14 protein-coding genes and 4 pseudogenes are annotated in these 24,022 nt (G+C 70.4%); 7 read left to right on the top strand and 11 right to left on the bottom strand.

What is annotated here, in order from left to right; translation table 11 throughout:
• Positions 1–77: 77 nt before the first annotated feature.
• The 4 genes from OG972_RS07195 to OG972_RS07180 are packed head-to-tail and all read left to right on the top strand — an operon-like array spanning position 78 to position 8,360.
• The gene (locus OG972_RS07195; RefSeq protein ID WP_266979335.1) at positions 78–1,673 is read left to right on the top strand and encodes a TIGR02677 family protein; all 1,596 of its coding nucleotides are present in this window, start codon (positions 78–80) and stop codon (positions 1,671–1,673) included.
• Positions 1,670–2,923 (top strand): TIGR02678 family protein, encoded by a 1,254-nt coding sequence (locus OG972_RS07190; RefSeq protein WP_266979333.1) that lies wholly within the window; start codon positions 1,670–1,672, stop codon positions 2,921–2,923. The genes OG972_RS07195 and OG972_RS07190 overlap by 4 nt, the downstream gene beginning before the upstream one ends.
• Positions 2,920–7,023 (top strand): TIGR02680 family protein, encoded by a 4,104-nt coding sequence (locus tag OG972_RS07185; protein ID WP_266979331.1) that lies wholly within the window; start codon positions 2,920–2,922, stop codon positions 7,021–7,023. The genes OG972_RS07190 and OG972_RS07185 overlap by 4 nt, the downstream gene beginning before the upstream one ends.
• Positions 7,020–8,360, top strand: a complete 1,341-nt coding sequence (locus tag OG972_RS07180) for a TIGR02679 family protein (RefSeq protein ID WP_266979329.1) — start codon at positions 7,020–7,022, stop codon at positions 8,358–8,360. The genes OG972_RS07185 and OG972_RS07180 overlap by 4 nt, the downstream gene beginning before the upstream one ends.
• Before the next feature lie 72 nt (positions 8,361–8,432).
• On the opposite strand, the gene OG972_RS07175 is transcribed toward OG972_RS07180, so the two are convergent.
• The 7 genes and pseudogenes from OG972_RS07175 to OG972_RS07140 form a co-directional block, all read right to left on the bottom strand.
• Positions 8,433–8,906, bottom strand: a complete 474-nt coding sequence (locus OG972_RS07175; protein ID WP_266979327.1) for a hypothetical protein — start codon at positions 8,904–8,906, stop codon at positions 8,433–8,435.
• A 173-nt stretch (positions 8,907–9,079) separates the two neighbouring features.
• Positions 9,080–9,451, bottom strand: a pseudogene (locus OG972_RS07170) (ATP-grasp domain-containing protein); the annotation flags it as partial.
• 305 nt (positions 9,452–9,756) lie between these two features.
• The gene (locus tag OG972_RS07160) at positions 9,757–9,975 is read right to left on the bottom strand and encodes a hypothetical protein (protein ID WP_323135854.1); all 219 of its coding nucleotides are present in this window, start codon (positions 9,973–9,975) and stop codon (positions 9,757–9,759) included.
• A gap of 328 nt (positions 9,976–10,303) precedes the next feature.
• A complete protein-coding gene (locus OG972_RS07155) occupies positions 10,304–11,500 on the bottom strand; it encodes a TIGR03118 family protein (RefSeq protein ID WP_266979325.1) in 1,197 nt (398 codons plus the stop codon).
• A gap of 143 nt (positions 11,501–11,643) precedes the next feature.
• Entirely contained in the window at positions 11,644–11,829 is a 186-nt protein-coding gene (locus OG972_RS07150) for a hypothetical protein (RefSeq protein ID WP_266991041.1), read from the bottom strand.
• A pseudogene (locus OG972_RS07145) lies at positions 11,801–11,926 on the bottom strand (IS5/IS1182 family transposase); the annotation flags it as partial. The gene OG972_RS07150 and the pseudogene OG972_RS07145, both read right to left, overlap by 29 nt.
• A gap of 88 nt (positions 11,927–12,014) precedes the next feature.
• Positions 12,015–12,104: pseudogene (locus OG972_RS07140) on the bottom strand (IS5/IS1182 family transposase); the annotation flags it as partial.
• A gap of 141 nt (positions 12,105–12,245) precedes the next feature.
• Between OG972_RS07140 and OG972_RS07135 the strand changes: the two are divergent.
• Entirely contained in the window at positions 12,246–13,208 is a 963-nt protein-coding gene (locus OG972_RS07135) for a hypothetical protein (RefSeq protein ID WP_266979324.1), read from the top strand.
• Between the two features lie 97 nt (positions 13,209–13,305).
• Positions 13,306–15,387, top strand: coding sequence for a sorbosone dehydrogenase family protein (locus OG972_RS07130; RefSeq protein WP_266979322.1), 2,082 nt, complete (start codon positions 13,306–13,308; stop codon positions 15,385–15,387).
• 173 nt (positions 15,388–15,560) lie between these two features.
• Here the strand turns inward: OG972_RS07130 and OG972_RS07125 are convergent, their stop codons facing one another.
• Positions 15,561–16,721, bottom strand: a complete 1,161-nt coding sequence (locus tag OG972_RS07125; RefSeq protein WP_266979320.1) for an ATP-grasp domain-containing protein — start codon at positions 16,719–16,721, stop codon at positions 15,561–15,563.
• Positions 16,722–17,103: 382 nt separating this feature from the next.
• On the opposite strand from OG972_RS07125, the gene OG972_RS07120 reads away from it, so the two are divergent.
• On the top strand, positions 17,104–18,105 hold the full coding sequence (locus tag OG972_RS07120; RefSeq protein ID WP_266990320.1) for an alpha/beta fold hydrolase: 1,002 nt from the start codon (positions 17,104–17,106) through the stop codon (positions 18,103–18,105).
• 84 nt (positions 18,106–18,189) lie between these two features.
• Here the strand turns inward: OG972_RS07120 and OG972_RS07115 are convergent, their stop codons facing one another.
• The 3 genes and pseudogenes from OG972_RS07115 to OG972_RS07100 all read right to left on the bottom strand — a co-directional run bounded on the left by OG972_RS07115 (position 18,190) and on the right by OG972_RS07100 (position 23,564).
• Positions 18,190–19,410: a hypothetical protein gene (locus OG972_RS07115; RefSeq protein WP_266979318.1), complete on the bottom strand. Its 1,221-nt coding sequence runs from the start codon at positions 19,408–19,410 to the stop codon at positions 18,190–18,192.
• 214 nt (positions 19,411–19,624) lie between these two features.
• Positions 19,625–20,832 (bottom strand): annotated as a pseudogene (locus OG972_RS07105) (3'-5' exonuclease); the annotation flags it as partial.
• A 29-nt stretch (positions 20,833–20,861) separates the two neighbouring features.
• Positions 20,862–23,564 carry a tetratricopeptide repeat protein gene (locus OG972_RS07100; RefSeq protein WP_266979312.1) on the bottom strand — a complete coding sequence of 901 codons (2,703 nt, stop codon included), beginning with the start codon at positions 23,562–23,564 and terminating at the stop codon, positions 20,862–20,864.
• Positions 23,565–24,022 lie beyond the last annotated feature (458 nt).

The following is a 24,022-nucleotide window of genomic DNA, read 5'->3' as shown; positions in this document are numbered from 1 at the left end:
GGTTGGCACCCGTCACACTCTGTATGGTTTTGGCTCAGGCTGGGGAATAGCCTGCCCATCGGGGAGGATACGGGGCGATGACATCGAAGCACGGCGGTCCGCAGCGGGCCGACTACGCCCCCTTCGCGCACCTCACCGCACCGAACTCCGCGCTGTACCGCCTGGTGATGGGGGTGTTCCTCACCGCCAAGGAGCGGTTCGCCGTGCATCTGCGGCCCGAGGACGTGCACGCGGCGCTCCCGATGGAGAGCCGTCCCGCCGAGATCGAGACCGTCGTCAAGGCACTGGACAGCCTGGCCGGCTGGGGCAATCTGCGGGCCGATCCGGACACCGCGCGTGTCACCGCGGTCGAGGACTTCTACCGCAAGCGGTTCATCTACCAACTCACCCAGGCCGGAGAGGCCGCCGAGGGGGCCCTGGCCACCTATGACGAGGCGCTCGGGCGGCGCGGGGCGCTGCAGGCCGTCGCACTGCACGACATCATCACGCAGCTTCGGGCACTCCTGCTGATCGCGGCCGAGGACGACCCCGATCCGGCCAAGGCGCATCTCGCGCTGTCCGTACTGACCGCCCGGTTCACGGCGCTCGCCGAGAACGCGCGGGTGTTCATGGGGTCCTTGCAGCGCACCATCGACCTGCACGATGTCGAAGTCGAGGTGTTCCTGGCGTACAAGGACCGGCTCATCCAGTATCTGGAACGGTTCATCCAGGACCTGATCACCCTCGGCGGCCGGATCGCTCGGCTGATCGTGGAACTGGAGGACCGTGTCGAGCCGGCGCTGCGGGCCGCCGCCGCCCGCGAGGCGCTCGACGCGTCCCCCGGCGAGGCCGAGCGCGCAGAGGAACGGGCGTACGAGCAGTGGGCCGGGCGCTGGTCGGGACTCGCCGCCTGGTTCCTGTCCCGCGACGGACGCGAGTCGCAGGCCCGGCTGCTGCGTGGGCGGGCACTCGGTGCGATCCCGCAACTACTGGCTGTCGTACGGTCGTTGAACGAGCGGCGGGTCGGTCGATCGGACCGTTCAGCGGACTTCCGTACGCTCGCACGGTGGTTCGCCGACGCCCCGGACGACGGCGCCCGGCACCGGCTGTGGCGCGCCGCGTTCGGGCTCTACCCCGCCCGGCATCTGACCGTCGACGCCGACACCCTTGCCGAGCGCGCAGTGCATCCGGTGTCGGCGTCCACGCCGTGGGCCGAGGCGGATCCGCTGCGGATCAGCCCGCAGCTGCGCCGCACCGGCAGTTACGAGCGGCGCGGCAAGGCCCGCAGGGTCGAGGACCGTTCCGAGGCGCGTCGGCGGCTCGCCGAGGTCGCGGCCAAGCAGGCGGCGGAGACCACGGCGGCCCGCGCCCGGCTCGCGACCGTGGGCGAAACCCGGCTGTCCCGGCTGGGTGAATTCGATCCGCTGGCCTTCGGTCTGTTCCTGCAACTGCTCGGCGATGCCCTCGCCACCTGGCGGCCCGGGATGACCAGGACCGTCGCGACCAGCAACGACGGCTCCATGGAGATCCGGCTCACCGCCCTGGACGACGGCACGCTCGCCGAGATACGCACCCCGAACGGGGTCTTCCGGGGTCCGGACCACAGAGTGGAGATCGTCGATCTGACGCACGGGACGAGCACCCTGCCGGAGGAAGAAGCAGAACAAGCAGAAGAAGAGGAGGAAGCGGGATGAGCACCCCTCTGACCGAGGTCCTTGAAGGCCGACACACCGCAGACCTCCAGCGGGCCGCGCGCGCCCTGCTCAAGGAACCCCTGCTGCTCGCCCACGGCCCGCACACCGACGAGTTCCGTCTCGTACGGCGGCACGCCACCGAGCTGCGCGACTGGTTCGACCGCAACGCCGGTTGGTCCCTCCAGGTGGACGCCGGGACCGCCCGGCTGCGCAAAGCTCCCGGCGCCCTCACCGACCCCACCCACCCCGCGCGCGAGACGACCCGCGCCGCGGCCCCGTTCACCCGCCGCCGCTACGTCCTGCTCTGCCTGGCCCTGGCCGCGCTCGAACGCGGCGAGGCGCAGATAGCGCTCGGCCGCCTCGCCGAACAGGTCGTCCTGGACGCCGCCGACCCGCACCTCGCCGCCTCGGGCATCGTCTTCACCCTGGAGCGCCGCGACGAACGCCTCGATCTGGCGGCAGTGGTCCGACTCCTGCTGGGGCTCGGTGTCCTGCGGCGGGTGGCGGGCGACGAGGAGGCGTACGTCAGTGGGGCGGGCGACGCGCTGTACGACGTCGAGCGACGCGTGCTCGCGGGCCTGCTCGCCACCCGCGTCGGCCCGTCGATCGTCCAGGCCGACGGGGTCGACGGCTTCGAGGAACGGCTCGCACAGCTGACCGCCGAGACCGCCCTGGACAGCGACGAGCTGAGGTTCCGCGCAATCCGCCACCGGCTGACCCGCCGCCTCCTTGACGACCCGGTGCTGTACTACGACGAGCTCACCGACGCCGAGCTGTCGTACCTGACCAGGCAGCGCGGTTTCCTCACGGCCCGTATCAGCGAACTCACCGGCTTGGTCGCCGAGGTACGCGCCGAAGGCATCGCCATGGTCGACCCGTACGACGACCTCACCGACGTACGGATGCCGGAGCAGGGCACCCATGGCCACATCACCCTGCTGCTCGCCGAGCACCTCGCGGACGCGACCGGCCCCGTCGCCACCGCCGACCTCCAGCGACGGATACGCGAACTCGCCACCGAGCACGGCGGGTTCTGGTCCAAGACCGCCAAGCAACCGGGCGCCGAACCCGAACTGGTCGAGCAGGCGGTGGCCAAGCTCGCGGCCCTGGGTCTGGCCACCCGTACACCCCAGGGCGCGGAACCTCGCCCCGCGCTCGCCCGGTACGCGGTCGGCGAGATCGTCGTACGCGATTCAGCCGTACGCGATCCAGGAGCAGCAGCCACCACCCGAAAGGCGAAGCACAGTTGAGAGCCCTCCCCGCCCTCCCCGCCCTTCCCGCCCCTTCCCCCGGGCGCTGGCAGCCGCTGCGCATCGGACTCGTCGATCTCTTCTACTACGACGTCGAGGAGTTCTGGTTCCGCGACGGCCGGCTGCTGCTGCGCGGCAACAACGGCACCGGGAAGTCCAAGGTGCTCGCCCTCACCCTGCCTTTCCTGCTCGACGGCGACCTGTCCGCGCGCCGGGTCGAGCCGGACGGTGACCCGCACAAGCGGATGGAGTGGAACCTGCTGCTCGGCGGGGAACACCCGCACCCCGAGCGGCTGGGCTACACCTGGATCGAGTTCGGGCGCCTCGACGAGGGCGGCCAGGCACACTTCCGCACCCTGGCCTGCGGGTTGAAGGCGGTCTCCGGGCGCGGCATCGCCCGTCATTGGTACACCGTCACCGACCAGCGCGTCGGAGGGGAGCTGAATCTGCTCGACGCCACCGGCACCGCACTGTCCCGGGACCGGCTCGCGGAGGCGGTCGCCGGGCGCGGCATGGTGTACGACCAGGCCAAGGCGTACCGCAGGGCGGTCGACGAGGCGCTGTTCGGCCTCGGCGAGCAGCGGTACGCGGCGCTCGTCGACCTGCTCATCCAGCTGCGCCAGCCGCAACTGTCGAAGCGCCCCAACGAGACCGCGCTGTCGCGGGCACTGACCGAGGCGCTGCCGCCGATGGACCAGGCCGTGATCGCGGACGTCGCCGAGGCGTTCCGCTCGCTGGACGAGGAGAAGGAGGAGCTGCGGGCCGCGGCCGAGGCGGAGCGGGCGGCCTCCGCGTTCCTCGACCACTACCGGCGCTACGCGCGGGTCGCCGCCCGCCGCAGGGCGCGGCTTCCGCGCACCGAGCACGCCCGTTACGAGCAGCTCCACCGCGACCTGTCCCAGGCGCAGGGCGAGCGGGAGAGCGCCCAGGAAGACCGGGCGGCGGCCGAGGTGCGGATCGCGTCGCTCGAAGAGGCCGGCGTACGGCTCAGCGCGCAGGACACGGCGCTGCGCGCGGGCCCCGAAATGCGCAGCGCACGCGAGTTGGAACAGGCAGCGGTCGACGCCGGACGCACCCGGGGCGAGCGGGAACGTGCCGATGCGGACCGCGACCAGGCCGCGCGGCTGCACACCCGGGCGCTCGGCCGCCTCGGTGTGGCCGGGAACCGGCTGACCGCCGCGCAGGAACTGCTGGCCGACGTGGTGGCCCAGAGCGAGCAGGCCGCCGCGGCCGCACGGCTGGAGGGCGAGCTGCGCACCGAGGGCGCACCCGAGCCCGAACTGCGTCGGGCAGCCGAGGAGTCGGTGGCGCGCAGACGACGGGCCGTCGAGCATGTGGAGGAGCTGGCCGGGCGGTCCGAAGCGGCCGCTGCGGAACGGCTCGCGGCATCGCGGCGTGTCGACGAGGCGGAGACGGAGGTCGGCCACACCGGACGACGGCAGGCCGAAGCCGAGGAAGCCGCCGAGGCCGCGGGCCGGGAGCTGCTGGATCTCGTACGGGAACACTTCGCCGGGTGCGGCGAGTTGAGGCTGCCCGATCCGGTCGGCGTGCTCGACCGGCTGCAGGACTGGGTGACGCATCTGGACGGTCCGTATCAGGCGCGGGCCGAGGCGGATACGGCGCACCGGTCACTGGCGGGCGGCCTGGCCGACCGGGCGGCGGCGCTGGCGCAGCGGCAAACGGTCATGGGGGAGAAGCGAGCCCGGGCCGAGAGTGAGCTGCGCGAGCTGGAGGCAGGCGGCCAGCGTGGGCCCGAGGCTCCGTACACCCGCACACCCGGCGTGCGGGAACGGATTCCCGGCGCGCCGCTGTGGCGCCTTGTCGACTTCCGTGAGCACCTCGGAGAGGGGGAGCGCGCCGGTATCGAGGCGGCGTTGGAGGCCTCCGGGCTGCTTGACGCCTGGGTACGTCCGGACGGGGCGGCCCTGGACGCGCGGGGCCACGATGTGCTGCTCGCGCCGGGAGGGCCCGTCGCCGGGGCGTCACTGGCCGACGTACTGCGTCCCGCGGTCGACCACGGTGACACACGGGCCGCGCCGGTGGGCGAGGATGCGGTGGGGCGGCTGCTCGCCGCGATCGGGCTGGGCGGCGGGGACGGCGACACCTGGGTGACCGCGGACGGCCGCTTCCGCGTCGGCGCGCTCACGGGCAGCTGGGCCAAGCCGAGTGCCGAGTACGTCGGTGAGGGGGCCCGCGAGGAGGCGCGCCGAAAGCGGATCACCATCGTGCGCGGCGAACTCGACGTACTGGATGCCGAGTTGACATGGACTGCGACCGAGCATGAGCAGGTGGCCCACAGACGCCGTACCCTGGACGCCGAACTCGCGGCCGTACCCGACGACGCCCCGCTGCGCCACGCCCATCTGCGTTCCGCCACCGCCCACGACGATGCCCACCGGGCCCGTATCCGCCGTGATGAACGCGCCGGGCAGCTGGCCGATGCCGCACGCCGAGCGGCCGAAGCCGCAGTGGAGGCCACCGAAACGGCCGCCGATCTCGGCCTCCCCGCCGACCGCGCGGGACTTGCCGGTGTACGAAGAGGCCTCGCCGACTATGCGGTCGTCCTCGCCGCCCTGTGGCCCGCTCTGCGGGAGCGCACCGACGCGACACGCGCCCTGGCCGAGGAGCGCACGGAGGCCGAGCAGGCCGCGGCCCGCGTCGAGGAACTTGCCGCGCGCGCCGAGGAAGCTCTGCGCACGGCGGCCGCCGCCGACGCGCACCACACCACCCTGCGCTCCACGGTCGGTAGCGCTGTCGCCGAACTCGAGCGCCGCCTTGCCGAGACGGCCCGCGCGTTGACCGAGTGCGAGCAGGCACAGCGGCGGGCGCGCGAAGAGCAAACGCACGCCGACCGGCGCGCCAGCCGCGCCGAGGGCCGTATCGACCAGCTGGAGAAGGACGTCACCGAAGCGGTCGCCACCCGCGAGGAAGCCGTTGCCGCGCTCCAGCGCTTCACTGCCACGGGGCTGTTGGCGGTCGCCCTGCCGGAGGTGGCGGTGCCCCCTCTCGACGCCGGCCCGTGGGCGGCGACCCCGGCCGTCGCCCTGGCCCGCAGTGTCGAGGCCGAACTCTCCGCCATCGACGACTCGGACGGCGCCTGGGAGCGTGTGCAGCGCCACCTCAGCGAGGAGTACAAGAAGCTCCAGGACGCCCTCTCCCGGCACGGGCACACCGCCTCGGCGCGGATGGTCGAGGACGGCATGGTCGTCGACATCGTCTACCAGGGCCGGGAGCGGGCCGTACCCGAACTGGCCGAGGCGCTCGCCATGGAGGTCGGCGAACTCCAGCGCATCCTGTCCGCTCATGAACGCGAGATCCTGGAGACCCACCTTCTCACCGAGGTCGCGGGCACCCTGCAGGAACTGATCGCTGCGGCCGAGCGGCAGGTCGGGGCCATGAATGACGAACTGGAGGAACGACCCACCTCCACCGGCATGAAACTCCGCCTGGTGTGGCGCTCCTCGCGCAAGGCGCCGGCAGGTCTCGCCCAGGCACGCGAGCGCCTGCGGCAGTCCGCGGACGCCTGGTCGCCCGGGGAACGGGCGGCGGTGGGCGAGTTCCTCCAGGCGCAGATCGCGCAGCAGCAGACCGGCGACAGCTCGGGCAGCTGGCTGGAGCATCTGACCGCGGCGCTGGACTACCGCGGCTGGCACGAGTTCGGCATCGAGCGCCATCAGCACGGCCGGTGGGTACCGGCGACCGGGCCCGCCTCGGGCGGCGAGCGCGTCCTCGCGGTCTCCGTACCGCTGTTCGCGGCGGCGTCCTCGCACTACGCCACCGCGGCCAGCCCGTACGCGCCCCGCCTGGTCACCCTGGACGAGGCGTTCGCGGGTGTCGACGACGACTCGCGCGCCAAATGCCTGGGCCTGCTGCACGCCTTCGACCTGGACGTGGTGATGACCAGCGAACGCGAGTGGGCGTGCTACCCGCAGGTGCCCGGCATCGCGATCGCCCAGCTTTCGCGGATCGACGAGCTGGCGGCGGTACTGGTGACCCGGTGGGAGTGGGACGGTACGGACCGCGTGCGCGGCGCGGAGCCGGTCCGCATCGCGGGGGCGCCGGCCGAAACCGGCACCGGACAGGAGTCCTTGTGGGCATGACCGAAGGGGAGCCGACCGAAGGGGAGCCGACCGAAGGGGAGCCGACCGAAGGGGAGCCGACCGCACGGGAACTGGCCCAAGAGGAGCCGACCGAAGAGAAGCCGGAGTCCGACCGGATCGACCGCGTACGCCTGGGCCGCCTGCTGGGTGCCCCGGACCTGTCCTGGCTGGTGGACCGCGCTCGTCGCCGCCTCGAACGCGAGGAGCCCCTGACCGGATCCGTCACCCTCGCCCGTCCCGCAGCCGCACAACGGGCGGCGGCCGATCGCCTTCTCGGCCGGGCCCCGCGCGTCGGTCAGTCCCTCACCGTACGGCTCGACGCGGTGGACGAGGTGCTGCGCCGCTCAGGCATCAGCCCCGACGGACTCGCGGCCGCCGTGATCGCGCTCACCGGACCCGTAGTCCCACTCCGCGAGGTGCGGGACCGGGAGGTACAGGCCTGGGAGGCGGCGTACGCGCCCCTCGCCCCACTCCTCGCCACCACCCCTCAACTGGCTGACTGGGCAGACCGGTTGCGTGCCGAGGGGCTCGTGCGCCGCCTGTGCCGCACCCCCGAAGCTGCCCACACCCTGCTCATGGCGGGGGCGGCGGCACTGCACGATCTGCCCGCCGACCCCCCGGCCTCGCTTCCCGCCTTCGCGGCTCGCGTCCTGGGGGAAGCACACGCCCTGGACGACGGCACGCCCTTGGCCACCGTGGTCCTGTCCGGCGTCCGCGCGTTGACCGGCTTCCCGGACGGGTCGGGAGCCCAGTGGCGGCGCGAGGCCTGGGCGTCCGCGGGACTGCTCAGGGACGACGTCTCCTCGACCGTCCTCAGCCTGAACCTGCGCGGCTCACGCGCCCTGGACTGGATGGCGGACGCGGGCGAACCCACTGTACTGACGCTACGTCAGCTCACTCGCGGACTGCCGGACCCGACAACCCCCATCGTCCGTATCTGTGAGAACCCGGCCGTACTCTCCGCCGCGGCCGACCTGTACGGCGCCGACTGCCCCGCACTGGTCTGCCTCCAGGGCCAGCCCTCGGCCGCCGCCCTCACCCTCCTGCGCCACCTCGACGCGCACGGCGCCACCCTGCTCTACCACGGCGACTTCGACTGGGGTGGTCTGCGTATCGGCAGGAACCTGCTGCGCCACGTTCCTTGGCGGCCCTGGCGTTACACGGCGGTCGACTACCGTACGGCGGCCGCTGCCTCCCGCGGACCTCGACTGACAGGCACACCGGCCACGGCCCCTTGGGACCCCGCCCTGGCCCCGGCGTTGACCGAGCTCGGGGTCCGGGTGGAGGAGGAGGTCGTCCTCGACGACCTCCTCGCGGACTTGGCGCAGGCGAGGTAGCGGCAAGCGCGCGGTGACCGGGGAGGTCTCCCTGACGCAGCAATACGCCCCACGTCTCCCGGGAAGGCGGCGTCACGCGGCCATGGCCACCGCAGCCTTGCTGAGCGAGGCGTCGCGCGCAGGGGTCCGGTCGGCGAAGACGACAACCCGCAGCAGTGCGAACCGTCCGATCCCCGCCAGGGCGGACGCCGACAGATAGACCGTCTGCTCGACCAGGGCCGAGGGCTCGGACCGGACGGCGTACAGGCAGAACAGCGCCCCTGTCGTGAACCCGTAGCTCACGGCGACCGTCACCCCGGACTGAAGATGGACTCCCCACCCCTTCCGCTCGCTCCGGAAGGAGACCCGCCCGTGCAACTCGGTCGCGATGACCGTCGAGACGACGGTGACCAGCGCGTTGGCAACGGCCATCGGGATCCGGTCGTTGAGCAGCACGAGCACCCCGCTGGACGCCAGCCCGACACCGCCACCACACACGACGAACCGCACGAAGGCCGCGACGAGCGGATGAAGAGTGCGCGTGCGCGGGCGCGAAGGGGCGGTCACGAGGGGCCTCCGTAGGCTGGGTGGAACGGTGTGTCGATTCCACCCCAGAAGCTACGGACCGGGCGTCGTCCGAGCGACCGGGTTAATCCCCGACTTCACTGGGGGTTTACCCCCACGCGTCTCCTGGGGGTTAAGCCCCTGGCGGTCTCCCTGCCGAGATGTCGCAGGGGGCATCAGAGCGAGACAGCCCCGGCGGGGGAGTCCGTCCGCTGCTGCGGCCGCGCCACCGGGCGCAGTGTGCGCGCACCCGCCACGACCGCGTAGTCCGCTCCCAGGAAGTCCGGGGTCAGATCGCCGGGATCGTCACCCAGCGCCAGGCGCACGGCGGCCCATGGCGCGTTCAGCCCGCACCGGGAGAGCCGGTGCAGTCCGCCTGCGGGACGGGTGTTGACATCCATCGGAACCGGTTCGCCCTCGTACATGCGGTACTGGATGTTCGTCAGCCAGTGAAGTCCGAAGGTGCGGGCGATCAGCCGGGACGGCTCGATCCACGACGGGCGGAGCGTGAATCCGCGCCGGCGGACATTCTTGGTGCGGCCCACTGCGCCCGGCAGCCGCCTGGAGATCTTCGATGGCGCGGGCCACTTCCCCTTCCACAGCGATCCCGCGTGCTTCGGCGCCCTGGTCGAGGAGTTCGTGCGCACCAAGGTCCCGGCGGTCTGGAGCCAGGAACGGTGGCGTGAGCTGCTGGGGCTGGGGCGGCCCGGGGCACGGCGGGGGAGCCGGAATCCGCGTACAACCGGGCCGTGGAGCGGGGTCTGCGCGAGGCCAGCGAGCGCAGCGCTACGTGAGCGGTGGAGAGCTCTGTGCCGGTGCTTTCGGAGCAGGTCCTCCCGTTGTTGGCCCGCCCTCAGAGGTCGTCGGGCAGGAGCCGGAACGCCTTGTGGGCGGTGAGCGGCCGCATCATCCGGAAGTGCCGGTCGGCGGTGAACAGATCAGCGGTCTGGAATGCGGCGGCGAGCACCACGTTCATCGCGTCCGCCGGCCCCACCCCTTGGCCGCCGTCCGCGTCCTGGTACCCGTGCATGACCGCCATGACGCCGCGCAGATGCGGCGCTGCCTCGGGCACTTCAAAGCGTCGCGACTCGACCTGACGAGCGACGAAGCCTCACCCACGCCGGTCGGTGACTTCGTGCTCCTCCGGCTCCGCAGGTTTTGGGCGAGGACGACATGCTTGTACTCCTGGGCAAGGATCTGGGCGGTGCCCGTGAAGCCGGTGGCGCGCGCGGCCTGTTCCCGGCGGGTTTCCTCCTCGCCGCCCCGCAGCGGGCGGCGTGACGTGGAGACGACGCGGCCGGCCAGGGCGTCACGGTAGGCGAGGGCGAGCAGCCGTGGCCGGGCAGGTGCTCGCCCGGCGGGTGCAGCCGCCCGGCGAGCACCCGGGGTGCGGCGACGGATCACTTCTCGGCGCGCAGAGTGCCGAGAAGCCCGTTGTTCTCGGCGTTGATTCCCGCCGCGAACCAGACGCTGTGCCTGCCGCCCGACTTGTCGGTGCCGCGCTGGAGGCCCCACAGCCCGGGGATCACGATCGGGTTCCCGTTGCGGTGCCGGAGGGTTCCCTCGAACCGGCCGGTCCTCAGGTCGAAGGCGTTGATCTTGCCGTCTCCGAAGTTGCCGACGAGCAGGTCGCCGGAGAACTTCCCGAACTTTTCGGGCGCCGTCTCGAGGCCCCAGGGCGAGTTGAGCACGCCGTGGCTCGCGAAGCGCTTGAGCAGCCTGCCCTTCGTGCTGAACACGTCGATGAAGCCGTTTCCGGGACCGGCGACGTCGTCGTGCTTGTCGGCGTCCTGCTTGGCGTAGGTCACGAAGACCTTGTCGCCGATCAGCTTGACGTCGAACGGCGCGAAGCCGCTCTCGATGTTCGGGTCCTGGAACCGGTCGTCCGGCGGCAGAAGGTTGAAGTTCGTGTCGAAGCTGTCGATGCGTGCGTCACGGAAGTTCGCGACCAGCAGGCGCGGCTTGTGGCGCTTGTCGCCCTTCTTGCAGTCCTCCCCATGCCCCTTGTCCTTCCCGTGCTCCTGCTGGCCCGGCACGACCGTCAGGCCCTTGAAGACCGCGGTCTCGCCATCGCTGTCCTCGTGCGCGACCCGGACGGCGTTCGTCGGGTTCACGTGCGGGTTGAAGGCGAAGATGTCACCGTCCTCCCCCGCGAAGAGGAAGCGGGCGACCCCGGACTTCCCGGACTGGTCGTCGGTGAAGCGGAAGGCGTCGGTGTCGTTGCGCACGACCCCGGTCGGGGCGCCGCCCTCGGGGATCGACACGACCCGAGGGCGGATTTTGACCGGCTGGTTGTCCCGGGCGCCCGAGTACGTCGTGGCCTTGTCCGAGCCGTTGTCCGAGACGAAGATCTCGCCGGCGGGTGTGCGGGCAAGACCCCAGGGGTTGACCAGGTTCGGATCGGTCTTCTCCGCCCGGCCCGGGATGTCGGATACGAGATCGCGCTCCCGGAAGCCGTGATGGGCCTTGCGCGGCGCGTCCCCGGCCCCTGGCGGGGCCGCGGCGACGAGCGCGCCGAGCGTGCCCAGGGCGAGCGCGACCGTGGTCAGCCGCCGAAGGCTGGGATGGGGTCTACGGGCCGATGCCTGTGATGCCATGCGGATTGCTCCTGTTCCAATACGGGCCCCCGTATGGGACAAATCGATAGAAGTCATCTCATGTGACGGCAACTAAATGGACCAGCGACACGCAGAGAACGTCATCGGCAGGCGGAATTTCACGCCGCCGTCCACGCCGCTTCCTACGCCGCCGTGACGTCGACGCTCGGGCCGAAGACGCCTTTCGGGACCATGAGCGGCGCGAACAGCCAGTAGGAAGGCGCCGGCCCGGCCACCTTGTCGAACAGCGTGGTGGACCACAGATACGGATCGTCCGACAGTCGTTGGCGGCAGTAGTCCAGGACGGCCCGGCGCGCCGGCACCCTCACGGCGAAACTGAGTCACCAACTTGCCGAAGGTACGCGGGCTCAGCCCTGTGAACGGGGCTGTCCAAGACGGCTCCGACGCCGTGATCACACCAGCCACAGCCCAAGACCATCGCATATCAAGATCGCTTACGGGGCATCGCTCAGCTCGGCGTTCATGGTGCCTGCCTGTTCGCGGCGCCCTCGGTCCACTCAGTCAGGCGGCACCGGCACGTCATGCCCGAGCCGAAGCCGAGTTCCTGCGGCAGGTGTTCCCGGGCGATCCCAGTGTGCAGCACGAGCCAAAAAAATTGGCGAGTACACGCCCATTGTCAGGGGCGCGGTGAAGGGGTTACATGGTCCCCGCACGCGGACGAAAGCGCTTTCTATAGACCGGGAGCCCCCGGCCGACTGACCCTTCGCTGCCGCTGGGAGGCCGTATGACACCGCCCCGCACCAGACGCTACTCACTCGCCGTCGCCGCGCTCGCCGCGACCGCATCGCTTGCCGCCGCCACGTTTCCGGCCCAGGCGGCCCACCCCTCAACCACCCACACTCCGCTGCGAGCACAGGCCGTGGCGGCGTACGACTTCGGGCACCCTGACCCCGCCGACCCCGGTCGCGAGCAGGACATCGGACGCTCCGGCACCACGCTCAGCCTGATCAACGGCGGTTCCGCGATGCGCGTGGCCGACGAGGCGTACCCGGGCGCTTCGCCCGCCCTGCAGGTGCGCCAGCAGAACCCGGCCACTGCGGGCAACGACGACTGGAAGGCCGGGACCTGGGACGCCGAGGGCATGTCGTCCCTCGGGGCCTTCCGTAGTGCCCGGGGTGCCACCGTCATGGGCTGGTTCAAGATGACGGGCGACAATCCCGCCCTCAACTCCAACACGGCCAACCCGAGCGACCGCTACAACGCGATCGGGCTGGCCGGCGTACTGTCCGGAACGTCTGACGGTCACGCGGTGCGTGCACTTCTCGAACTCATCCAGGTCAACGGCGAGTTGAAGCTGGTTGCGCTGGGGAGACGCCTGGACAGCGGCGCCTCCCAGACTTTCGCCGCCGACGTCCCCTGGGAAGAGCTGCTGCCCCGCGGTGAATGGGTCCACCTGGCCGCGACGTTCGACTTCCGCGACGGTACCCTCGCCCTCTACCGCGACGGCAAGCCCCTGGACGGCTTCTACGTCACGCCGGGCGACCCCTGGGAACTCGCCACCACACCGGCGCCCCACCGTGCCTCGCCCACCGATCCCCGCGGCATCAAGATCGGCGGCAGCTTCCCCCAGAACACCCGGGAGAACAACGCCTGCGACTGCCGCATGGACGACCTCCTGTTCCTGGACCGCCCGGTTCCGGCCGGAGCGGTGGCGGCGGAGTACCAGCGCATGACGCGGGGCCACTGACCTTTCGCATCCCTGGATCGTTTTTTCCTACTTTTCGCGCCAGCCCGAAGGGACCCGCATGGCGTCACGACGTACATACCGAAGGAACTGGGCGGCCGTGGCCGTCGGCGCAGCTCTCGTCCTGGGCGGTCTTGCCGCGCCTTCCCACGCCGATGAGCCTGCCGCGGCCACGACAGCCGCCCTGACCGACCCCATTCCGCAGAAGCCCGTCCAGTCCAGGACGGGTCTCGTCCTGCAGGAGTTCGCGCAGTTCCCCAAGTCGGAACCGGTTCCGGCGCCGACGGACCCGCGCCTGATGCGCCACGCCCGGATCAACACCATCAATGAACTCCCCGACGGCTCCGGCCGGATGGCGACCCCCGACCTCAACGGCACCCTGTACCTCACCGACCCCGGAGCGGCGACGCGCACCTCCGGGGGCACCCCGCACCCCTACCTGGATGTCAAGGCGGCATTCCCGCACTTCTTCTCGGGCCGCGGTCTCGGTCAGGGCTTCGGGTACGCCGCGTTCCACCCGGAGTTCGGCACGAACGGGCGCTTCTACACCATCCACACCGAGCTCGCCTCGCAGGCCACCGAGACCCCCGATTACCGGCAGGCCGGCACGCTCAGCTATCACGGCGTCATCACTGAGTGGACCGCCGACGACCCCTCCGCGGACGTTTTCCACGGCACCCATCGCGAGGTGCTGCGTATCGGCTTCAGCGGCCAGGTCCACGGCATTCAGCAGATCGACTTCAACCCGACGGCCAAGCCCCACGACGAGGACTACGGCCTGCTCTACCTCGCGGTGGGCGACGGAGGGCAGGGCGTCGGCAACAGCGAGCCGCAGAACCTGACGCTCCCGCACGGCAAACTTCTGCGGATCGACCCCGCGGGCCGCGACAGCGCCAACGGCAGGTACGGCATCCCCGCGTCCAACCCGTTCGTCGGTGAGCCCGGTGCTCTCGGGGAGATCTACGCGATAGGCATGCGGGACCCGCACCGCTTCAGCTGGGACGCGGGCGGCAGCCACCGTATGTATCTGGGCCACATAGGCGAGCACGCCATCGAGTCGGTGTACGAGGTCAAGGCCGGTGACAACTTCGGCTGGAGCGAGCGCGAGGGCCCCTTCGCCTTCGACAAGAAGACCACCGACCCGTGCGCCCGCATCCTCCCCCTCCCCGCCGACGACGCCCAGTACGGCTACACCTATCCGGTCGCCGCCTACGACCACGACCCGGGACCCGACTGGAACTGCCGGTCCGACGTGGGCCGCGCCATCGCCGGAGGCTCCGTCTACCGCGGCAAGGACGCGCCGGCGCTGTTCGGAAAGTACATCTTCGGCGACCTCGTGGACGGCCGGATCCTCGCCGCGGACACCCGCGACATGAAGCGCGGCGCCGACCTCGCGCCGCTCGAGCAGCTGATGCTCTTCGACAAGTCCACCGGGAAGACGGTCACCATGCGCGACCTCGCCGGTGACCAACGTGTCGACCTTCGCTTCGGCTCCGACCGCAGCGGCGGCCTGTACATCGTCTCGAAGGCCAACGGCAAGGTCTGGAAGGTGACCGGGACCCGCACCTTCGCCGACTGCGAGATCGGCAACACCCCCACCACCCACACCACCGGGCCCGACAATTGGGCGCCGGTCACCCCGGCCAAGTGGGCCTACATCGAACGCGAGACGATCCTGACCGAGCCGGGCGTCTCCCGCCCGGGACCGCGCCGCCCCTTCGAGTACGCCGTCCTGACCGCGGGCCCGCGCTACGCCTCTGTGACCGTGGAGGCGGAGGTACGGATCGACACCCCCGTCGAGATCACCAACCGTGACGTCATTCTCATCTGGGACTACCAGTCCGACACTCGATTCCAGTACGCGCACCTGTCGAGCGACAACACCATCTACCCGCACAACGGGATGTTCACCGTCAATGATGCCGACCGGCTGCGCATCGACGACCAGTGGAACGGATCCTTCGGCGCACCTCCGGCGATCAAGGACGACGGATGGCACAAGGTGCGCCTGACTCACTGCGCCGACACCGGTGAGACCGCCGTCTACCTGGACGGCAGCAGCAACCCGCTGATCACGGCCACCGACCCGGTCTTCGCCTCGGGCCGGGTGGGCTTCGGATCCTTCGACAACGCGGGCCGCGTCCGGCACCTGAAGGTGACGGGCACTCCGGCCGACGAGTGACCTCGCGGGAGCGGGCCGAAACCGTCGGCCCGCTCCCGCACCGTCACGAAAGGTTCGGGGCCCGACACGCACACGCGGGTAGGACCCGATGCGCTTCTCCACCCGGCACGTGCCTCCGACGGGAGTGGGAACAAGGGCCTCAGTAATCCTCGTTCTCACTGCCAAGAGGCCCCTCAGCTGATCGGCAGCGCCGCGTCGGCACGCTCGGGTCCGGAGGGCGCGGGGGTGGGCGAGGTCGCCGACGAGGGAGTGGGTGTGGTCGGGGCTGTGGGCTGCAGCACCGGAGAGTCGGTCCGCTGGTGCGGCAGTGCTCTCGGCTGGAGCGGGCGCGGTCCTGCCACGACCGCGTAGTCCGGACCGAGGAACCGCGGTTCGAGGTCGCCCGGTTCCTCGCCGAGGGCGAGCCGCACGGCGGCCCAGGGGGCGTTCAGGCCGCACTGGGAAAGCTGGTGGAGACCACCCGCGGGGCGGGTGTTGACGTCGAGCAGCACCGGTTCGCCTTCGTACAGCCTGAACTGAATGTTCGTCAGGTGATGCAGTCCGAACGTCTCCGCGATGCGGCGGGCCGGTCCGGTCCATGAAGGGTCGAGCGTGAAGCCGCGCCGACGTCCGTTCTTCGTGCGCCCCACGGCCATTCTGACCCGTCCGTCGGGGCCGGTGAGGCAGTCGACGGAGACCTCCGGCTCGTCCAGGCGCGGCATGACGAGCCAGTCGACGCGGCGGTCGGTGCGGCGCAGGGCGTCGACGACCAGCTGGAGAGGGACGTACGGGCTCGGGAAGCCGCCGAGGTGGAGCAGCGAGAACGGGGTCCGCGTGATGATGCGGAAGCCGACACCGCCCGCTCCCGCAGCCGGTTTGAAACATGCCTTGTGGCCTGCCTCCTCCAACGCGTCTACAGCAGCGAGGAGTTGTTCCTCCGTGCGCACCCGCCACCACGGCGGCACCGCGACACCGATCTCCTGCACCTTTTCGTACGCACGCGCCTTGTCCTGGAACGTGGTGACGGCCTCGGCGGGCGGGGTGAGCAGAGCGGTACCGAGCGCGGCGAACTCCTCGCGGTGCGCGGCCACGGTCGCCTGATGGAGGACCGGGACGAACACGTCGATGGCGTGCCGGGCGCACTGCGCCAGCGCGTATTCGAGGTAAGCGGCCGGGGACAGGCCCTCCGGTTCGAGCGCCGCGGTATCGGCGGCGGCCAGCACGGGGGAGTCGGGGTCGCCGTGCGTGGCATGGATCGACACGGGGCGGCCCTGGGGATTGTCCCGCAGCTGATCCATGAAGAACACGTTCTCCGCGTACGTGCGGTTGAGCCAGACGCGTACGGGAGAGACCATTCAGGCCGCCTTCCAGGGGTCGCGGGCATGACGGCGCACGGCCGTGCCCGGTCAGGGAGAGGGAGAGGCGCAGAACCGCGCCAGGTGAAGGGAAGCCGGCGGCGGGTGTGCTGGGGGTGATCATAGGGTGCGGAGACTCACCCGACTGCTACGTCCGTGTTACGGAATTCGCGGGCACGTGGTTGCATGCCGATTCGACGGGAGTCCTTCCACTTTCTTCCCGCTCGGATTCGCCGAGCAGACGCACACTGCCTGAAACGTCCCGGAAATCCCCTGTGCGCCGGAGGCTCTACGCTCGAGGAGCAAGCGGGGGAAGCAGACGGGAGACGAGCCTGTGGTCGGCGCCCCAGAACCTGAATCACGCCCGCCCCGAGCGGGCCGCCTGCGCTCGGTGTCCGGGCAGGACGTGCCGCTGCGCCACCACGTGGTGCACGGCTACCGCCGCGCGTACCGGATCGCCGGAGACGGTCCGGTGATCCTGCTCATCCACGGTATCGGCGACTCCTCCGCGACCTGGGCGGATCTGATCCCCGACCTGGCCCGCAACCACACGGTCATCGCCCCCGACCTCCTGGGCCACGGCGCCTCCGACAAGCCGCGGGCCGACTACTCGGTGGCGGCCTACGCGAACGGCATGCGCGACCTGCTCGGGGTGCTGGACATCGAGCGTGCCACCCTGATCGGTCACTCGCTTGGCGGCGGCGTGGCCATGCAGTTCGCGTACCAGTTCCCCGAGCGCACCGACCGCCTGATCCTGGTAAGCACGGGCGGCGTGGGGCGCGAGGTCAACCCTGTGCTGCGAGCGGTGTCGCTGCCGGGCGCGGACCTGATGCTGTCCACGCTGCGGCTGCCCGGCATGCGCAGCCAGGTCGGCCTCTTCAGCCGGCTGATCAAACGGCTCGACACCGACCTGGGGCAGGATGCCGCAGAGCTGCTCAACGTGGTGGATGCTCTCCCCGACGCCACGTCGCGCAGCGCGTTCATCAGCACCCTGCGGTCGGTGGTCGACTGGCGGGGCCAGGTGGTGACCATGCTCGACCGCTGCTATCTGGCGGAGGGCATGCCCACGCTGCTGCTGTGGGGATCGCGCGACAGCGTGGTGCCGGTCCGGCACGCGTACGGCGCGCACGCGGCGATGCCCGGCAGCCGCCTGGAGATCTTCGAGGGCGCGGGCCACTTCCCCTTCCACAGCGACCCCGCGCGCTTCCGCGCCCTGGTCGAGGACTTCGTGCGCACCACGGCCCCGGCCGACTGGAGCCAGGAACGGTGGCGGGAACTGTTGCGGGTGGGGAGGCCCGGCAGCGGGGTGGGGGAGCTGGACTCGGCGTACCACCGGGCCGTGGAGCGCGATCGGCGCGAGGCGAGTGAGCGGAGTGCTACGTGAATCGAACCCTCGCAGCGACTGGGCCGCCACCGTTGGTCTGGGTGCGCATCGGCCGATGTCAGTGGTCCGTACCCACGTTGTGGATCAGCCGACCGACGAGAGGCTATGGTCTGTGACTTCCGTAAGCAGGCTGTAGTACTCGGCGGACCGGGTCTCGAAGTCCACCCAGGCCGACAGTCCGGCCGGATCGTTGTCCGGCCCGCGCAGCAGGTCGACCGAGGTCTGCGCGAACTGCTGCGTGATGCTCTGCCGTTCGGCCTTGTCCAGCAGCAGGCGTAGCTCAGCTACGGCGACCCGGGCACGCCAACGTTGTTCCTGCCCCGCATCCAGCATCTGCTTCCACCCGGAGGCGGGTGCGGCGTCGGTCAGCAGCGGCTCCAGCCGCGCAGCCAGTTCCCTGCCCGCCTCTGCCACGTTCCGCGCCCGAGGCCATGCCTCCACCAGCACCCGCAGAGCGACGACCAGCGCTGTGGTCCGCGGCTCGGGCCGGTCCGCATCCATCCCTACCGCCACGATCTCGCCCACGTCATCGGCCGTCCGCCGCGCGGCGGCTACCGCCTTCGCGGCTGTCCGCCGTCCCACACCGGGAACCTGCCCCAGGCTCCACACCCCGGCGTCGAGCACATCGTGCACAGTCCGGACGCCGCCCTTCTCCAACTCCTCGGTCGGAAGCCGTCCTCCGGCTACATCCTGCAGCCGCGCGACCGGAATCCGGTCCAACTCCTCGTTCACCAACTCCTGGTGCAACGGGACCCAGGCCTTCCGCACCGTTTCCACGGCCCGCCGGTGGTCCTGGGCCACCAGCGCGGCGGCTTCGCTCAGCCGCCGCGCTCGGCGGATGACCTCCGGGTTCACGCCGATCACCCGGAACAGTGAGCGGATGTTCCCGCCGACGACGCCGATGACCGTCAGGAGCAGTCCGACCGCCACCAGCGTGTCGGAGAGCTCGATCCGCCCATCGGTTCCCTCGCCCTCCTCGTCCAGTGAGTGGAGTTCGCCTTTGTCCGAGCCCTCAGCGACCACGAATCCGGTGTCCCAGCCGTGGCCGGAAATCGGGTCGTAGTTTGGTGCCTTCAGGATCGGGTCCCGTTCGGCGTCGCACAGGTACGGCGCTTCGCGCTGGCGCAGCTCGAAGGGATCCGTCCACCGGACCGTGCACGCCCCGTCGGGCTTCTCGTCGAGCACGGTCAGGTCGACCTGCCGGAGCTCGGGGTAACCCGGCGCGGCCATATATAGGCCCGCCGAACATGCGATCAGCACCAGACCGAGTGCCAGCACCCACCGGAAGAACGGCACGTGCCTCATCCGCGATCCCCCGTTGCGTCTCGTCGGCAGTACGTCCTGCACGTTCAGCTTGGCCTGCACCCGGACGAGTCATCAAGAGCAGGAACGGGCAGCCGCGTGGCGTTGTGCCTTCCTGTTCCCGGCAATCCCTCGGCACAGGAAGTACGTCCTTCCGTGCCCGAGTCGATGCGGGCGGCCGGGCGGGTGCGATGGCTACGCCCCCTTCGACATGACCTCAGGCCGCCCCCGCTTCGACCAGGAACGGACTCGGCTCTCCCCACCAGGACGTGTACAGCCCGTCGCGGGCCCGGGTGCAGGCGACGAAGAGCAAGCAGCGCTCAGCCATGAGATCCGCCTCGTGCTGGAGGCGGTCCACGTCGGCCGGCGTCACGGCGCCCGGGTAGGGCAGCACCCCCTCGTGCGCGCCTATGACGGCCACGCACCGGAACTCCAGTCCTTTGAAGGAGTGCATCGTTCCCACTCGTACGGTTGGCGCGTCCTCGGAGGCGTCGGACCGCAACTGTGCTGCGGGGATGCCGACGGCCGTCAGGCGTTCGATTGCCTGGCGCAGTTCTTGTTGAAGCGGGCGCTGACGCCGATCTCGCCAGGGCTGACACCGGCCTCGGTCCAGGTGCGGATCTGCGTGATGAGCGCGTCCAGTTCGGCCTCCTCCGACGCAGCCGCGTGCACGGCCGGGCCGCCGCCGTGGAGGGCGGAACGGTATCCCAGCAGCGTCTCGTTGCGGTCGTCGTCCTCCAACTGTGAGATGGGGCGGCCGACGAGCAGTGCGGTGCACCAGCTGAGGATCTCGTGCGTGCTGCGGTAGTTCTTCCGCATCTTCGTCGAGCGGCCCGCGACCTTGATGCCGAGCGCCTTCAGCGACACCTTCGAGTCGTAGAGCCGCTGGTGCGGGTCGCCGGCGATGAACAGGTCGTCGGGGCGCGTGGGGACGGCGGCGCGCAGGAGCCGCCACAGGGCGGGGTGCACGTCCTGGGCCTCGTCGACGACGATGTGGCGGTACAGGGGCCCGTTCGCTTCGAGCAGGTCGGCGGCCTCGGCGCACGTTCCCAAGTACGTGCGCAGGCCGTCGGCGGCCAGCCGGTCGGAGAACTCCTGGACCGTACGCCACACCAGGGGGCGTTCGGCGGCCGGGAGGCGGCTCCCTCGGCCACGCCGGTCGGCAACCTCGTACTCCTCCGGACTCCGCAGGTTCTGCGCGAGGACGACGTGCTTGTACTCCTGCGCCAGGAACTGTGCGGTGCCCGTGAAGCCGGTGGCACGCGCAGCCTGCTCCCAGCGGGTCTCCTCCTCGCCGCCCCTCAGCGGGCGGCGCGACGTGGAGACGACCCGGCTGGCCAGGGCGTCGACGGTGGTGATGTCCACGCGGTCACGCAGTTCCTTGTCCTCGACGAGGGCGGCGAGCCCGCTGCGCAGAGCGGCAACGCCGACGACTGGCTGCCCGGCTGCTTCGGTCAGTCCTCGTCAGGTACGGCCTCGGCCCCGTCGCGCCCACGCATGCGGACGAAGATCGGGTTGGTGGCAGCGGAGGTCTCTTCCAGGCTGTCGGCCTCCGTCATCTTCCCCTCGGCACGGAGCACGCGGACCACGTCGTGGGTGACAGCCGCCTCGTTCCACTCGTAGGAGCCGGACCGGTAGATGTCGAGTGCCGTTTCAAGGTCGGCGTGTGCCTCCGGGTACCGGCCGAGTTCCCGATAGGCGACGCCGCGGAGATGCCGGGCCATGGAGCCGGCATAGGCGTCTCCCGCTCGCTCAGTCACTTCGATGGCGTGGGTGAGCGGTTCGACGGCTGCCTCTGGCTGACCGGTCTTGATGTGGAGCCATCCGATGTCCCGTTGCGTGTGCGCCTGCCACATCTCGTCGCCGACCTGCTCGAAGAGGCTCAGGGCGGTCCTGGCCGTGGCCGCGGCCTCGTCGAGGCGTCCCATGCCGGCCAGGACGCGGATCCGGGCGTTGGTGACGCGTCCCACCCAGTGCCTCTCACCCATCGGCCCGAAGATCTCCTCAGCCCGGTCGTAGCGCTCTCGGGCGTCCTGGCGTCGGCCAAGTAGGCGGTAGATCTTGCCGAGAGCGTAGAGGCTGGCGCCTTCCCACCTGCGGTCGTTGAGCACCCGGAAGTCGTGAATGGCGGACTCCAGCAGGGGAGCCGCCTCCTCCGGGCGGCGCAGATATCCGAGGGTTTCCGCCAGGGTGCGCCGTAGACGGGCCTGGGCCCTGAGATCACCGGTGCGTTCGGCCAGCCGAAGGGCCTCCCTCTGGCTCTGCTCCGCCAGCTCGGGACTGCCGCGCCACCTCTGGAACTCGCCCAGTTTCTCAAGCGAGTTGAGGAGGTGCCACGGGTCGTCGGAAGTACGCAGCTGCTCCGCAGCCGTGGTCATGTGGTCCAGGGCTACCCGGAAGTCCCTCTTCGCCGCGTACCCGTGGGCGACGACCATCTCGTCCCGGGCCCTCCCGACCGGGTCGGCGCTGTCGTCCGGTTCGTTGCGGTCAAGTAGCGTCAGCGCGGTGTCCGGCGCACCTTCGGCCACGGCCGCCGAAGCGCGGGCACGGCGCAGGCTGGCGATCACGCGAGGCCGCGTCTCGGTCGGCGCCGCATCGAACAGCCAGTCCGCAGAGCCGGGGGGGATGTTGATGTCGTCGAGGAAGTAGGACAGCGCTTCTCCGATCTCGGCTGCCACGGGGTTCATGTCGAGGCTTCTGGCGCGGCCGATGGCCCAGAGGAGCCGTTCCTGCTCAGCGGATACCCAGCTGGCGGCCGACTCCCGGCGCAGATCGTTGATCCTCTCGGCGGGCACTTCCGCACCGAGTTCCGGCGCACGCTGCGAGGCCAGGCTGACCGCGGCCTCACGGTATGCCTTCACCAAGCGGACCTCGTGCTGCCGCCGCTCCTCTGGCGGCAGCAGTTCATACTGCTCGGCTGCGAAGACACGGACCAGATCGTGGACGCGATAGCTGGTACCCGCCTCCTCGTTCCCCTGGGCCTCCATCAGACTGACCTCGATCAGCTCGTCGCATGTCGCGAACGCCGCCCTACGGGTGGTGCCAACGTGCTCGAAGTGCCAGTCGTTGAGCCTTCCGACCGGCAGCCGGGCGATCAGACCGAACGCCGCTCGGGTGGCCTCCTCAAGGTCCCGGTAGGTGAGCATCAGGCATGCGTGCAGACTGTCGTCCTCGAAGACGAGTTCCCTCAGGCGGAGCTTCTCGTCCTCCAGCCGCGCCCGCATGCGGCTCAGGCTTAGGTCAGGCCGTTGTGCCAGCTTCGAACCGACGATGCGCAGGGCCAGCGGGAGCCTGCCGCAGAAGCGGGTGATCTGCAGGGCGACTGCGGGGTCACTGGTGATGCGCTCGCGGCCGGCGTAGTGGGCCAGCACGTCCAACGCCTCGCTCTCGTCCGGCAGCGAGACCGGCAGGGACTCACGCAAGGCGACACCGGAGAGCGGCTTCCGGCTGGTGATCAGGACTGAGCATCCCGCGCCCACTGGCAGGAGTGGCCGTACCTGTTCGGTGTGGTGGGCGTTGTCCAACACGATCAGTAGCCGCTGGTCGTTGGTGAGGCTGCGGAGGAGGGCGGCCCGGCCGTCGACATTCGCCGGCAGATCGTCGCGGGCGACATCGAGGCTGAGCAGGAGGTGCTCCAGCGCCTCGCTACTGGGCTTGGGGGTGTGGCCGTCGCCCTGGAGGTTGACGTAGAGCTGGCCGTCGGGATAAGAGTCCTTCACTCGGTGTGCCGCGTTGAGGGCGAGTGTGGTCTTCCCCACGCCCGCCGCGCCGTGCACGACGACGATCTTCGCCTGGCTCTCCGTGACGCCTACCGGCAGAGAACCACGGGTCGGAGTGGGCACATCGCTAAGTAACGTCAGTAATCCGCCCAGGAGGGTTTCGCGCCCTACCAAGGGCTCCACCCTGCCCAGTTGATGCGGCCGGGTCCGGTCCGACGCCACCACACGTACGGACTCCTCCTGCCGGGCCTTGACCACCTGATAGGCCACGAGGGAGCCAGCCGCGAAGGTGGCACCGATGGACATCACCCTGGCCGTGGGCTCAGCGAAGACGTTGAAAATGAGGTCGCCGGTCGCGCTCAGAGCAGCGGCACCGAAAGCCGTCCCTGCCAGGAGAATTGTGTTGCGTCGCGAACTGGTCTGCTCCGCCATGCTCATCCCCCACAAGGTTGGCGTGGCCCGATGATGCCATGGCGACGAAGGCGTCGACCAGTAGGGGCGACGCGAAGATCAATTACACTTGATCGCTCACGCCTATCTAACCTCGCTGTTTCGTACGCCCAGCAGAATCTGGAGGTTGGCCATGTAGGTGGTTGATCGTGGTTCGTAAGCTCGTCGTCGCCTGCCGGTGTGAGTCCGGTCCGGGTAGCTGCCAGGAGGCCCGGTAGCAGGCTGGCGGCGTCGGGGGGAAACGCCCGGCGTCGAAGTCCAGCGTCGAAAGCCCTGCGAAGGGGGAGCGAAGAAGCGGTCCGTAGCATCACGCGAAGTCTGCGGCGTCGTTAGAGGCCCGCCCGTGAGGGTGGGGACAGGGAGAGCCGAGCCCCCGAAATCAGGGTGAAGGCCATGGAAGCGGTGAAGATCCTGGAAGGGCAGCCGCGAAGGACTCCCCGGCGTAT

Source organism: Streptomyces sp. NBC_01669, assembly GCF_026339735.1.
In the GTDB taxonomy this organism is placed as follows: domain Bacteria; phylum Actinomycetota; class Actinomycetes; order Streptomycetales; family Streptomycetaceae; genus Streptomyces; species Streptomyces yanii.
The sequence above is the reverse complement of the archived record's forward strand: the minus strand, read 5'-3'. Positions and strand labels throughout refer to the sequence as shown.

What these genes read in the sequence shown, in the direction of transcription:
- OG972_RS07115 (WP_266979318.1), bottom strand. Translation starts at nt 19,410, where the DNA reads ATGAGGCACGTGCCGTTCTTCCGGTGGGTGCTGGCACTCGGTCTGGTG.
- OG972_RS07190 (WP_266979333.1), top strand. Translation starts at nt 1,670, where the DNA reads ATGAGCACCCCTCTGACCGAGGTCCTTGAAGGCCGACACACCGCAGAC.
- OG972_RS07125 (WP_266979320.1), bottom strand. Translation starts at nt 16,721, where the DNA reads ATGGTCTCTCCCGTACGCGTCTGGCTCAACCGCACGTACGCGGAGAAC.
- OG972_RS07195 (WP_266979335.1), top strand. Translation starts at nt 78, where the DNA reads ATGACATCGAAGCACGGCGGTCCGCAGCGGGCCGACTACGCCCCCTTC.
- OG972_RS07155 (WP_266979325.1), bottom strand. Translation starts at nt 11,500, where the DNA reads ATGGCATCACAGGCATCGGCCCGTAGACCCCATCCCAGCCTTCGGCGG.
- OG972_RS07180 (WP_266979329.1), top strand. Translation starts at nt 7,020, where the DNA reads ATGACCGAAGGGGAGCCGACCGAAGGGGAGCCGACCGAAGGGGAGCCG.
- OG972_RS07100 (WP_266979312.1), bottom strand. Translation starts at nt 23,564, where the DNA reads ATGAGCATGGCGGAGCAGACCAGTTCGCGACGCAACACAATTCTCCTG.
- OG972_RS07135 (WP_266979324.1), top strand. Translation starts at nt 12,246, where the DNA reads ATGACACCGCCCCGCACCAGACGCTACTCACTCGCCGTCGCCGCGCTC.